This is a genomic window from Kribbella italica (genome assembly GCF_014205135.1).
In the GTDB taxonomy this organism is placed as follows: Bacteria; Actinomycetota; Actinomycetes; order Propionibacteriales; family Kribbellaceae; genus Kribbella; species Kribbella italica.
Genome location: NZ_JACHMY010000001.1, coordinates 913,748 through 926,389, shown reverse-complemented (window position 1 = coordinate 926,389; position 12,642 = coordinate 913,748). Strand labels below are relative to the sequence as shown.

The window sequence follows — 12,642 nt, the reverse complement described above, 5'->3', positions numbered from 1 at the left end:
CGAGGGGGAACCCCGTGGCCGAGCTCTCCCAGCTCCTCAAGCAGGCGACCGGCGTCCTGGCCGCCCGCGGCGAGGGCGTCCTGCTGTACGACGAGGACGACCGCCGCTATCTCGACTTCACCGCCGGCATCGGGGTGACCAGCACCGGCCACTGCCACCCTCGCGTCGTCGAGGCGGCGCAGCGCCAGGTCGGCACGCTGATCCACGCCCAGTACACGACCGTCATGCACCGCCCGCTGCTCACACTGGTCGACCGCCTCGGCGAGGTGCTGCCGGCCGGGCTGGACCGGATGTTCTTCGCCAACTCCGGCAGCGAGGCGATCGAGGCAGCCCTCCGGCTGACCCGGCAGGCGACCGGGCGGCCGAACGTGATCGTCTTCCACGGCGGGTTCCACGGACGGACCGTCGCGGCGGCGTCGATGACGACGTCGGGGACCAAGTTCCGCTCCGGGTTCAGCCCGTTGATGGGCGGGGTGCACGTGTCGCCGTTCCCGGACCCGGGGCACTTCGGCTGGCCCGTCGAGCAGGCGACGGACTTCGCGCTCGCCCAGCTCGACTACGTCCTGCAGACCCTCAGCACGCCGGCCGACACCGCCGCATTCTTCGTCGAGCCGGTGCTCGGCGAGGGTGGTTACGTGCCCGCGAACGAGCGGTTCCTCGCCGGCCTGCGGGAGCGGACCGACACGCACGGGATCCTGCTGGTGATCGACGAGGTCCAGACCGGGTTCGGCCGGACCGGGAAGTTCTGGGGCGGCGACCACTTCGGCGCGCGCGCCGACGTCCTGGTGACGGCGAAGGGGCTGGCGTCAGGTTTCCCATTGTCGGCAATCGCCGCATCCGCGGACTTGATGGACAAGGCCTGGCCCGGGTCGCAGGGCGGCACGTACGGCGCGAACGCGGTTGCCTGCGCCGCGGCGCTTGCGACGCTCGACGTGATCCAGGACGAGAAGCTGGTCGAGAACTCGGCCGAGCGCGGGGCGCAGTTGAAGCAGGCCCTGCAGACAGTGGCAGACAAGCACGACCGGATCACCGACGTGCGCGGCCTCGGCCTGATGATCGGCAACGAGTTCCGCGACGCGGACAACAAGCCGGATCCAGTCACGGCAACCGCCGTACAGCAAGAGGCGGCCCGGCGCGGGTTGCTGCTGCTGACGTGCGGGGCCTGGGGGCAGGTCGTCCGGTTCATTCCCGCACTGGTCGTCTCACCCGACGAGGTCGACGAGGCCGCAGGCGTCTGGTCGGACGCAGTCAACGCCGTCCTCGGCTGACAGCGGTCGACGCGGCTCGGCTGAGGGCGGTCGGCACTGCGAACTGCCGTCGTTGGCCGACAGCGGTCGACGCGACGAACGCCGCCATCGGCTGACTACCAGTCCACGCGGTGAGCGACGTCTTCGGCTGATGGCAGTCGCCTCGCGAGCGCCGTCTTTGGTTGACAATCTACAAAGCGCCGACTGGGACAAGTTGTCCCGGCCGGCGCTTTGGGTTGGGTCAGGCCTTGGCAGGCTCGAGCTCGACCGGGGGCGGAGCGCCCTCGGTGCCGGGAGTCTCGGTGCCGTTGAGCGGGCAGCGGGTGGTCTCGGGAACCTTGACCAGGGCGATCGCGCCGATCACGCAGGCGGCCATCATGTAGTACGCCGGCGTCAGGTTGTCACCGGTCTTCTCGGTCAGCCAGTCGTTGACGGCCGGCGCCGTCCCGCCGAAGAGCGAGGTCGAGACGTTGTAGGCAATCGCGAACCCGGCGTACCGGACGTGCGTGGGGAACATCGCCGGGAAGGTCGCCGAGATCGTCGCCAGCTGCGGTACGTAGAGCAGACCCAGGATGGCGAACCCGAGTACCGCGCCGACCATGTTGGTGCCCATCAGCAGGAAGGCCGGCACCGCCGCGACGAACAGTCCCGCGAGCGACACCCACCACAGCGGTTTTCGCCCGACCCGGTCGGAGAAATGGCCCGCGAACGGCAGGAAGCACATCATCGCCAACTGGCCGATGATCGGCACGATCAGCGACTGGTCGGCGTTGAGGTGGATCTCCTTCTCCAGGTACGTCGGCATGTAGGTCAGCAACGTGTAGTTGACGACGTTCAGCGCGACGACCAGACCGCCCAGCTGCAGGATCGGCTTCCAGTAGCCGGCCAGCAGGTCCTTGAACTGGGTGGAAGTGCTCTCCTCTTTCTCCCCGGACGCCTCCAGCTCCTTGAACACCGGGGTGTCCTCGAGCCGGGACCGCAGGTACATGCCGACCAGGCCGAGCGGCGCGGCGACGAAGAACGGCAGCCGCCAGCCCCACGACCCCATCGCGTCGTCGCTGAGCACGAGCGAGAAGCCGAGCATCAGCAGCGCGCCGAGCGAGAACCCGGCCAGCGTGCCGAACTCCAGGAAGCTGCCGAGGAACCCGCGCTTGCGGCTCGGGGCGTACTCGGCCATGAAGGTCGCGGCGCCGCCGTACTCGCCACCGGTGGAGAAGCCCTGGATCATCCGGAGCAGCACCAGCAGGATCGGCGCCCACAGGCCGATCGAGTCGTACGACGGGACGAGCCCGACGCACAGGGTGGCGCCGGACATCAGCAGGATCGTGATCGCGAGGACGTGCTTGCGGCCGAGGCGGTCGCCGAGCGGACCCCAGACCAGACCGCCGAGCGGGCGGACCAGGAACGAGACCGCGAACGTCATCAGCGCGAGCAGTGTCGCGCTCTCGGCGTCGCCCGGGAAGATCGCGGCGGAGATGTAGGTCACGCCGTACGCGTAGATGCCGTAGTCGAACCATTCGGTCGCGTTGCCGATCGCCGACGCGGCGATCGCCCGCTTCAGCACTCCGGGCGGCGGATCGGTCTCGACGGTCGGCTGAGGGTGTTCGGAACCCACGGAGGGCCTCCTCGGTTCGTCAATCGGCAACAGCGTCAAGCTCGGTGCCCACTTGGGCACGGATGTAACCGCTTTCGCTCGTTCGTAGTTTTGTTGACAATCCGAAGGTTAGCCATGTGCGATCGTGAACGGCAAGCACTCGACCGCAACCTGTCACCCGCGGGACGCGCTGTTGGCGGTGGATGATTGTCGACTCACGCGCCGAGATCCACGGCGGGAATCGCCGCCTGCACCGACCGAGCCAGCCAAGGCGCGGTGCGTAGGAGGGAACCCGCGGGGGGTGCCGGGTGGTGCTTGGGTGCCGGGGACGCCGGAGGCCGGGGTGCGGGCTGCCGAAGTGCCGCGGTGGTGCGGCCCGGGCGCGGGGTCCCGGGCGCCGGGAGCGGGCGCCAGGGCTGGCGCGGGGTGCCGGGGAAGTGCACGGCGCCAGGGCGCGGAGGTGCCGAGGTGGCGCGGAGCGCCGGGGTGACGCGGGGTGCCGGGGGCAGTGGGCGTGCCGGGGGTGGTGCGCGCGGCGCCGGGGTGGTCCCGAGGCGCGGGGTGCGAGGCGCCCGGGGTGGTGCGGATCGCCTGGGGCACGGAGTGCGCCGGGGGCGCCTGGGCGCGGGCTGCCGAGTACCCAGTGCGCAGGGCGCCTGGAGCCCGGTGCCGGGTGCCGGGGTGCCGGGTGCCCGAGGCGTTAGTGCCGGGGTGGCGCGGCTTGTCTGGGCGGCCGGGTGCCGAGTGCGCAGGGGTGCCCGTGCGGGGTATCTGAGCGCGGGGCGTCTGAGCGCGGGTGTCGGGTCCGGGGGTGCGGAGGCCCGCGGTGGTGCGGGCCCGACCGCGGCTTCCGGGGCGCCGGGAAGCGTGCCGGGGCTGGCGCGGGGTGGCCGGGCTGGCGCGCGGCAGCGGAGTCCCGGGCGGGTGTGCGTCCGCGCCGGGTGGCGCGAGGCGCCCACGCGGCGCGGGATGCGGCTGCCGGGGGTGCGGGTGCATGAGGTGGCGCGGAGCGCCGGGGCCCGGCATGCGGATGCCGGGATGAAGGTTCCCGGGGTGCAGGGTCCCGGGCCCGCGGGCGGGGTGGCGCCGGAGACCCGAGCGAGTGATGCGGGGTGCCCGGCGTGCAGGGGTGCCGGGGCACGGGTTTCGGGGTGGTGCGGAGTGCCTGGGGACGGGTGCGCGGGTGCGCGGAGTGCCTGAGAGCGGGGTTCCCGGGGCCCAGGGCGGGTGGCGCGGGTGTCGGGTGGTGCGGAGTGCCTGGACGCGGGGTGCGCGGGTGCGGAGTGCCTGGACGCGGGGTGCGCGGGTGCGGGGCGCGGAGTGCTCGGGGCGGGGTGCCGGAGTGATGCGGTGCCGGGCGCGGAGTGCCGGGCGCGGGGTGCCCGGGGGCGGAGTGCCGGGCGCGGGGTGCCCGGGGGCGGGGTGCCGGAGTGGCGCGGTGCCGGGCGCGGGGTGCCGAGGTACCGGGCAGGCGTGCGGGGCGCGGGGGCTGCCGGGGTGCCTGCGGTCGTCGTACTGGGTTTGGCTGGGGGTTGTGATGGTTCGGACTGCTGCTACTGCTGGGGCGGGACCATGGAGGCGAGGCCGGCGATGATTACTTGGGCGCCGAAGTCGAAGCGGTCGTCGCCGCTGGCGCCGGTGGTCATGGCGCCGGCCAGGGCGATGGTGAGTGGGAAGCGGGCTGGGTCGAGGGAGCCGAAGAACGAGCGGAGTTGGTCGACGAATCCGGCGAGGTCTTCGGGGGCGAAGTCGGCGGCGCCCTGGACGCTTTCCTCGAAGGCCGTGGCGGTGATGAACAGCGGGATCAGGTCGACGGCCCAGGCGGCGGCCTGGTCGGGGACTCGGCCGGCTTTGAGGATCGCGAGCATGCGTTCGGTGCTGAGCATGGCGTACTCCCCCAGCGGGACCTGACCGATCGCCGCGCGGGCCAGGCCGGGGTACGCGCGCATCACCCGGAGGATCTCGTCCATCGCGGCCTTGAGCTGCTCCTGCCAGTGCTCCGGATCGGCGTCCGGCAGCACCATGTCGGCGGCGGCGCGGTCGAGCATCAGCTGGTCGAGCTCCTTCTTGTTCGCGACGTGCGCGTACAGAGAGGCCGGGCCGGTGTCGAGCGCCTGGGCAACCTTGCGCATCGACACCGCCTCGTAGCCCTGCTCGACCAGCAGCCGCAGCGCGGTGTCGACAATCCGCTCGCGCGTGAGCGGCTCCCGCGTGGCGCGGGCCGGCTTGGCGGGAGTGATCGGCTGCCACGGCGACGACTGGTTCATGCGCCCACTGTAGCGAACACCGTACTTGACACGAATAGTGTTCGAGCGTAGAACGGTGTTCGTTAACGAACACCGTTCTACTGGGAGCAACGATGACTACCTCAACCACCACCTCACCCGGCGAGGTGACCGCAACCGCCGGTACGCCGTACAAGTGGCGCTGGATCGTGCTCGCGACCGTGCTCGTCGCCGAGATCATGGATCTGGTCGACGCGACGATCGTCAACATCGCCGCGCCCTCGATCCAGCGCGAGCTGGGCGGGTCGAACGCCGCGGTGCAGTGGATGCTCGCCGGGTACACGCTCGCGTTCGCGATCGGCCTGGTCAGCTTCGGGCGGCTCGGCGACCTGGTCGGCCGGCGCAAGCTGTTCGTGATCGGCGCGGTCGGGTTCACCGTCGCCTCAGCGCTCTGCGGGCTGGCGACCTCACCCGGCCTGCTGATCGGAAGCCGGGTCGCACAAGGCCTGCTCGGGGCCGTGATGATCCCGCAGGGGTTCGCGATCCTGAAGTCGGTCTTCCCGCCGGACGAGATCGGCAAGGCGTTCGGGCTGTTCGGGCCGGTGATGGGATTGTCGGCAATCGCCGGGCCGGTGCTGGCCGGCGTCCTGATCGATGCGAACTGGTTCGACGCTGGCTGGCGGATGATCTTCTGGATCAACGTGCCGATCGGGGTCGCGGCGGTCGTCGGCGCGCTGCGCTGGATGCCCGAGGTGAAGACGCCGGGCGCCCGCGGGCTCGACCCGGCCGGCGTGATCCTGGTCAGCCTGGGCGCCGGGCTGCTGATCTACCCGCTGGTCCAGGGCCGCGAGCTCGACTGGCCATTGTGGACAATCGCCATGATGGTTGCCGCGCTCCCCGTGTTCGTGCTGTTCGGGTGGCGTGAGCGCCGGTCGGGCAACCCCGTCATCGACCCGTCGCTGTTCCGCAGTCGCGGGTACGTCGCGGGGCTCGGCGTGATCAGCACGTTCTTCCTGGCGATGTCCGGGTTCACGCTCGTGCTCAACCTGTTCACCCAGCTCGGCCTGCACTACAGCCCGTTGAAGGCCGGCCTCGCGATGGTGCCGTTCTCGCTCGGGATCGCGATCGGCGCACCGCTGTCGGCCGGACTGCTCGCGCCGAAGCTCGGGCGGATCGCACTGCAGCTCGGGATCGGCGTGATGACGCTGGCGATGGTGTGGGTCTGGATCACGTTGGTCCACAACGGCGACGCGACGACGATCTGGGACCTGGTACCGCCGCTGCTGCTGGTCGGGATCGGGTCGGGCATGGTGTTCGCGCCGCTGTTCGACATCATCCTGGCGTCGATCGACGACAGCGCGGCGGGCTCGGCGTCCGGCGTACTGACCGCGATGCAGCAGTTCGGCGGGGCGATCGGGGTCGCGGTGATCGGCACGATCTTCTTCCAGCTCCTGCCCACCGACGGTTTCCTCGGCGCGGCCAAGACCAGCACGCTGGTCGCGACCGGACTGTTCCTCGTCGCGCTGGCCATCACCTGGCTACTCCCCCGGCGGGCCCGCGCCGAGGTCGCTGCCAGCTGAGCTGCGGCCTGGGGGACGACCGGACTGCCGCCTGGGCTGCGGCCCGGGTTGCGGCCTGAGCTGCGGCCCGGGTTGCGGCCCGACTGCGGCCTGAGCTGCGGCCCGAGTTGCGGCCGGACTGCGGCCTGAGCTGCGGCCCGGACCTACGACCGGACTGCCGAGGCAACTGCCAGCTGAACTGCAGGCCTGAGCGGCCTGACCGGGTTGCGCCTGTGCAGGCCGCGCTGGTCCTCGGAGGGCTCGGGCTGGGCCAGCGAGTCGTTTACGACCGGCCTGCCGGCTGACCCGAAGCTCGCCGGTTGGCGTTGAAGCGTGCCTTCTTCTGACGATTCCCGCAGGTGTTCATGTCGCACCACTTGCGGGTCCGGCTCTGGCTGGTGTCGAAGAAGGCGGCGCGGCAGGTCGGCGAGGCGCACAGGGCCAGCTTTCCGTCTCGTTCGCCGGCGACGATGCCGATCGCGTCGGCGGCGATCACGCTCAGCGCGTCTTCCACGCAGGAAGTCGAGCTGAGCCGCCATCGCCGCTGACCGTCGGGCGTCAGGACGGCCGCCGCTCGGCCCTGAGCGCTGAAGTTGTTGATGACCTCGACAGCCGCCGCAGGAAGCGCGTCCTGAGTCGCGGCCGCTGTCGCGGCAGCGTGGATCGACTCCCGAAGTTCGCGCGCGAGGTCGAGCTGGGCGCTCGTGCAGGAGCCCACGGCGAGGCCGCTCACGGCCAGCCAGTCGACGAGTCGCTGCGGTGTGGGAATGCGTTCCACCGAGTCGCCCTGACGCTCCGACAGGGTGCCCGTGAAGCTGGTCGCCAGCACGGCTCCGAGGCGGAATTCAGGGAACTCGGCAGGCATGGAACCATCTTAGCAGGTTCACATCGGCCGGGAAGTTGTGTTAGAACCGTCTTAGCCGGTTCGCATCGGAGGCAGCCGGCGCCGCGACGGCCAGGAGGTCTCATGCCCAGCGACGACGTACAAACATTCGCAACCCGCGCGACCGACGCCGAACTCGACGAGTTGCGCGCGCGATTGGCTGCGGCACGGCTACCGGAGGCCGAAACGGTCCTGGGCGCCGCGCCCGGCGCGCGCCGATGGGACCAAGGCGTTCCTCTCGCCGACCTCGTCGAGATCGTGAACTACTGGAGGACCGGGTACGACTGGCGAGCGTTCGAGGAGCGTCTCCACGCGATCGGCCAGTTCCGCACGACCATCGACGGCCTGGGGATCCACTTCCTGCACCGCCGATCCGCGCGCACCGACGCCACGCCGCTGATCCTGACGCACGGCTGGCCCGGCAGCGTCGCCGAGTTCGTCGATGTGATGGACGAGCTGGCGGATCCGCAGGACGCGGACGCGCCGGCGTTCCACGTCGTGGCTCCTTCGCTGCCCGGCTTCGGGTACAGCGACAAGCCGGCCGGCACCGGGTGGGGAACCGAGAAGATCGCGGCCGCCTGGGTGGAGCTGATGGGGAGGCTCGGCTACCGCAGGTTCGTGGCGCACGGCGGCGACTGGGGAGGTGTCGTCACCACCGTTCTCGGTGGCAGGTTCCCGGAGCACGTTCTCGGCATCCACACGGTGCTGGCGCAGGCGCCGCCCGGGCTGACGACGGACGGGCTGACAGCGGTCGAACGCGCGTGGACCGAGGAGACTCGCGACTTCTGGCACCAGCGGTCGGCGTACGCGAAGCAGCAGGCGACACGGCCGCAGACAATCGGCTACTCGCTCGTCGACTCGCCGGTCGGGCTGCTCGCGTGGATTGTCGACAAGTTCGCCGAGTGGTCGGACACCCAGGACAGCCCGTTCGAGACGATCTCCAGGGATCGCGTTCTGGACGACGTCACGCTGTACTGGCTGACGCGGACCGGGGCGTCCGCGGCGCGCATCTACTACGAGAGCCACCAGTCGCTCGACCCCGAGCTCAGGGTCGACGTCCCGACGGCCGTCACGGCGTATCCGCGGGACATCGAGAAGTGCCCGCGGCCCTGGGCGGAGAAGCGGTACCGGCAGATCGTCCGCTGGAGGACGCCCGAGGCCGGCGGGCACTTCCCATCACTGGAGGTGCCTGAATATTTTGTCAACGATCTACAAGAGGGTCTCGCGGCGGTGCTCAGTCGCTCGTGACGAAGCCTTCCTTGACCAGCCAGTCCATCGCGACGTCAGCAGGCTCACGGCCGTCGACGTCGACCTGGGCGTTGAGCTCGATCAGGACCGCGTCGGTGAGTTTGGCGGAGACCGGGGCCAACAGGTCGCGGAGTTGCGGGTACTGGTCGAGGACCTTCTTGGCGATCACCGGTGCGACGTTGTACGCCGGGAAGTAGTTCTTGTTGTCCTCGAGCACCACCAGGTCGAGGGACTTGATCCGGCCGTCCGTCGTGTAGATCTCGCCGAACAGGCAGTCGCCGTTGTCGGTGGCGGCGTAGACGGCGCCGGTGTCGAGGGTGCGGACGTTGTCGCGGCTCACGCCCGAGCCGAGCGGGACGCCGTAGTGCTTGAGCATCGGTTCGAAGCCGTCGTTGCGGTTCGCGAACTCGGACTCGACGCAGAACGTACGTTCCTTCAGCGGGATCTGACTCAGCTGGGACAGCTTGGTCAGGCCGAGCTTCTCGGAGTTCTTCCGGGTCACGCCGAAGCCGTAGCTGTTGTTCATCGGCGCCGGCTCGAGCCAGACCAGCCCGTACTTCTGCAGGTCCTCACCTGCGACCGCGTCGTACTGCTTGCGCTTGTCAGGGATGCCGGTGTCGTGACCGAGGTAGGAGATCCACGCCGTGCCGGTGTACTCCCACGCCATCTGGATCTGGCCCTGCAGCATCGCCTGGCGCGACGTGTCGCTGCCGGGCATGTTGGTCAGGTCCTTCACCTTGGCCCCGGCCGACTGCATCAGGATCGCGGCGATCTTGCCGAGGATCAGCTGCTCCTGGAAGTTCTTCGACCCGATCCCGATCTCCAGGCCGTTGAGATCCTTGGCCGAGGCCAGCGGTCCGGCCAGCGTCGCGGTCGGGACGTACCCGCCGCTGGTGCCGAGACCGCAGCCGCTCAGGCCGGAGGCAACGAAAACAGTTGCCGTCAGCAACCCTATGACGCGCTTCATCGCAGTCCCCTCGGCCGGGTGATCTCTTCCAGGATCCGGCCGGCCCAGTCGATCAGCAGAGCCAGTACGCCGACCAGCAGCGCGCCGCTGACCAGGACCGGGAAGCGCAACAGCCGGATACCCGTCGTGATCAGGCTGCCCAGTCCACCGGCGTCGATGAACGTCGCCAGCGTCGCCGTACCGACGACGAGGACCAGGGCGGTCCGGATGCCGGCCATGATCACCGGTACGGCGAGCGGCAGCTCGATCCGCCCGAGCACCGATCGGCTCGACATGCCCATCCCCCGGCCGGCCTCGACCAGGTTGCGGTCGACGCCTTGCAGGCCGACGATCGTGTTGCGCAGGACCGGCAGGACGGCGTACAGGCAGAGCGCGAGGATCGCGGTCCAGAAGCCGAAGCCGAGCCAGATCGCGAGCAGGACGATCAGGCCGATCACCGGCGCCGCCTGGCCGGCGTTCGCGAAGGCAACGACGATCGGCGCGGCCCGGCGCATCCGGGGGCGGGTCAGCGCGATGCCGAGTGGGACGGCGATCAGCAGAACGATGACCGTGGCAACGACCGTCAGCTTGAGGTGCTCGACGGTGAGCGTACCGACGACGCTCCAGGCCAGCTGGCGTTGCTCGATCGAGTCGAGCTCGGCCTGCGAACGCCAGATCACCCACGCCGCGAGGACCACGGCAACGAAAATAGGCTGCCCGAGCAACAATCCCCAGCTCGGGCGGCGGCGCCGTTCGGACGCCAGCCCGGCGGCCGCCGCTTTGGCATCCGCGAGGTTGCGCCGCTCCTGCGCGGAGGTGCCTGGATCGACGACGGTCATGAGACCACCTCATCCGCCTCCGGCGCTTGGATCCGGGCCAGCACCGCCTGGAAGTCGACGACGCCCAGGTACTCGTCCCGCCGGCCGGTGACGACCGCGCTGCCATGGCTGGACACGAGCATCGTGTCGAGCGCGTCGTTCAGGGTCGCGCGACGGTCGATCGTGACCAGGTCGGTGCCCTCCTTGGGCGCCGGCACGCGGTCGACGCCGGCCAGGTCGCGGGTCCACATCCAGTCGATCGGGCGCCGCTTCGCGTCCAGTACGACGACCGAGTCGTCCCCCGCCGCCTGCGCGGAGCGGAGTACGTCCGCGGCCGTGTCGCCCACCGACGCGACCGTCGGCTGACCGAGGTCGATCTCGCTGACCCGGCTCAGCGTCAGCTGCTTCAGGGCGGCCCCCGCGCCGACGAAGTCCGCGACGAACCGGTCGGCCGGGTTCGACAGGATCGCTTCCGGTACGTCGTACTGCGCGATCTTCGCCCCCTCGGTGAGGATCAGGATCCGGTCGCCGAGCTTGACCGCCTCGTCGAAGTCGTGGGTGACGCAGACGATCGTCTTGCGCAGCTCCTCCTGGATGCTGAGCAGTTCGTCCTGCAACCGTTGCCGGGTGATCGGGTCGACCGCGCCGAACGGCTCGTCCATCAGGATCACCGGCGGGTCCGCGGCCAGGCCGCGCGCGACGCCGACTCGTTGCTGCTGGCCACCGGAGAGCTCGCGCGGGTAACGGCCGCGGTACCGCTCGGAGTCGAGGCCGACCAGCTCGAGCAGCTCGTCGACGCGTTCGGTGATCCGGCCGCGGTCCCAGCCGAGCAGACCGGGGACCATCGCGATGTTCTGGGCGACGGTCATGTGCGGGAACAGGCTGCCGCCCTGGATCACGTACCCGATGTGCCGGCGCAGGTCGTCGTCGTCGCGGCCGCTGATGTCCTCGCCGCCGATCCGGATGCTGCCGGACGTCGGCTCGATCAGGCGGTTGATCATCTTCAGCGACGTGGTCTTGCCGCAGCCCGACGGTCCGACGAACATCACGATCTCGCCGGCCGGGACGTGCAGCGACAGACCCTCGACGGCCGGCTTCTGCTGACCCGGGTAGCGCTTGACGACGTCGATCAGGTCGATGTCGACGCCGCTGACCTCGTGGTCGCCGGACGTCTCGGCCGCGATCGGGTGGGCGGCCGAGGGCTCGGGTGCGGCGGACGTCGTACGCGAATCAGACACGGATCCCCCTGGGGGTCGTCAGCCGGCCGACGCCCAGCAGCAGCGCGTCCAGCACGAGAGCCAGCAGCACCACCCCCAGCGTTCCGACCAGGGCGGAGTTGAGAGCGTTGGCGCCACCGATCTGGGTGAGGCCGGTGAAGATGAAGCTGCCCAGACCAGGGCCGAGCACGTACGCCGCGATCGCCGCGATGCCCATCGACATCTGCGCCGAGACCCGGACGCCGGCCAGGATGACCGGCCACGCGAGCGGCAGCTCGATCCGCACCAGGGTGCGGAGCCGGCCCATGCCCATGCCGCGGGCGGACTCGACCAGCGTCGCGTCGACGCCGGCCAGGCCGACGACCGCGTTGCGCAGGATCGGGAGGGTCGCGTAGAAGGTCACCGCGACCACCGACGTCGCCGTACCGATGCCGGCCAGCGGGATCAGCAGGCCGAGCAGCGCGAACGACGGGATGGTCAGGCCGACCGCGCTGATGCCTTCGGCGGCCGACGCGATCTTCGGGTTGCGATGGACGAGCACGGCCAGGACGACGGCGATCACCGTCGCGAGCACCACGCACTGGATCACCAGGCTCAGATGCTGGTAGCCCTGGTAGAGCAGTTGCGACTGCCGTTCGGTGATGTAGTCCCACACGGTCTCGATCGCCCTCCCACGGGTTTCGCTCCCCCGCTGCAGGGGTCGGTACGCCGGGTGCCAGCTTCAACCACCCTAGTCAGCCGACTGGTCCCCCGCCGGCCTGGACCACAAACCCTCCAGGTCACCCGGCGTGTCGCCGCCGCTGCCGCTGGTGAGCCGGAGTGCGCTTTCCGGTGTTTACCGCCGTACGGCGCACGGCGTGGGCCGGGCATGACGAAGCCCCCGGCACCTGTCGGTACCGGGGGCT

General features: G+C 70.3%; 10 protein-coding genes. 3 read left to right on the top strand and 7 right to left on the bottom strand.

Going from position 1 to position 12,642, the window contains the following annotated elements:
* Positions 1-14 precede the first annotated feature (14 nt).
* Positions 15-1,268, top strand: a complete 1,254-nt coding sequence (locus HDA39_RS04400; protein WP_184793959.1) for an aminotransferase class III-fold pyridoxal phosphate-dependent enzyme — start codon at positions 15-17, stop codon at positions 1,266-1,268.
* A 220-nt stretch (positions 1,269-1,488) separates the two neighbouring features.
* On the opposite strand, the gene HDA39_RS04395 is transcribed toward HDA39_RS04400, so the two are convergent.
* On the bottom strand, positions 1,489-2,862 hold the full coding sequence (locus HDA39_RS04395; RefSeq protein WP_184793958.1) for an MFS transporter: 1,374 nt from the start codon (positions 2,860-2,862) through the stop codon (positions 1,489-1,491).
* A gap of 1,532 nt (positions 2,863-4,394) precedes the next feature.
* Positions 4,395-5,108 carry a TetR/AcrR family transcriptional regulator gene (locus tag HDA39_RS04390; protein ID WP_184793957.1) on the bottom strand — a complete coding sequence of 238 codons (714 nt, stop codon included), beginning with the start codon at positions 5,106-5,108 and terminating at the stop codon, positions 4,395-4,397.
* A gap of 92 nt (positions 5,109-5,200) precedes the next feature.
* On the opposite strand from HDA39_RS04390, the gene HDA39_RS04385 reads away from it, so the two are divergent.
* The gene (locus tag HDA39_RS04385) at positions 5,201-6,646 is read left to right on the top strand and encodes a DHA2 family efflux MFS transporter permease subunit (RefSeq protein WP_184793956.1); all 1,446 of its coding nucleotides are present in this window, start codon (positions 5,201-5,203) and stop codon (positions 6,644-6,646) included.
* 262 nt (positions 6,647-6,908) lie between these two features.
* Here HDA39_RS04385 and HDA39_RS04380 read toward each other — a convergent pair whose 3' ends face one another.
* On the bottom strand, positions 6,909-7,454 hold the full coding sequence (locus HDA39_RS04380; RefSeq protein WP_337925620.1) for a CGNR zinc finger domain-containing protein: 546 nt from the start codon (positions 7,452-7,454) through the stop codon (positions 6,909-6,911).
* Positions 7,455-7,592: 138 nt separating this feature from the next.
* Between HDA39_RS04380 and HDA39_RS04375 the strand changes: the two genes are divergently transcribed.
* The gene (locus HDA39_RS04375) at positions 7,593-8,756 is read left to right on the top strand and encodes an epoxide hydrolase family protein (protein WP_184793954.1); all 1,164 of its coding nucleotides are present in this window, start codon (positions 7,593-7,595) and stop codon (positions 8,754-8,756) included.
* Here HDA39_RS04375 and HDA39_RS04370 read toward each other — a convergent pair.
* From HDA39_RS04370 to HDA39_RS04355, 4 genes are read right to left on the bottom strand one after another with little or no spacing between them, the layout of a single operon-like run.
* Positions 8,743-9,723 carry a glycine betaine ABC transporter substrate-binding protein gene (locus HDA39_RS04370; RefSeq protein ID WP_184793953.1) on the bottom strand — a complete coding sequence of 327 codons (981 nt, stop codon included), beginning with the start codon at positions 9,721-9,723 and terminating at the stop codon, positions 8,743-8,745. The two genes, HDA39_RS04375 and HDA39_RS04370, sit on opposite strands and share 14 nt — an antisense overlap.
* The gene (locus HDA39_RS04365) at positions 9,720-10,541 is read right to left on the bottom strand and encodes an ABC transporter permease (protein WP_184793952.1); all 822 of its coding nucleotides are present in this window, start codon (positions 10,539-10,541) and stop codon (positions 9,720-9,722) included. Before HDA39_RS04365 ends, HDA39_RS04370 begins: the two co-directional genes overlap by 4 nt.
* On the bottom strand, positions 10,538-11,758 hold the full coding sequence (locus HDA39_RS04360; RefSeq protein WP_337925619.1) for an ABC transporter ATP-binding protein: 1,221 nt from the start codon (positions 11,756-11,758) through the stop codon (positions 10,538-10,540). The genes HDA39_RS04365 and HDA39_RS04360 overlap by 4 nt, the downstream gene beginning before the upstream one ends.
* On the bottom strand, positions 11,751-12,392 hold the full coding sequence (locus HDA39_RS04355; RefSeq protein WP_184793951.1) for an ABC transporter permease subunit: 642 nt from the start codon (positions 12,390-12,392) through the stop codon (positions 11,751-11,753). Before HDA39_RS04355 ends, HDA39_RS04360 begins: the two co-directional genes overlap by 8 nt.
* Between the last annotated feature and the right edge of the window lie 250 nt (positions 12,393-12,642).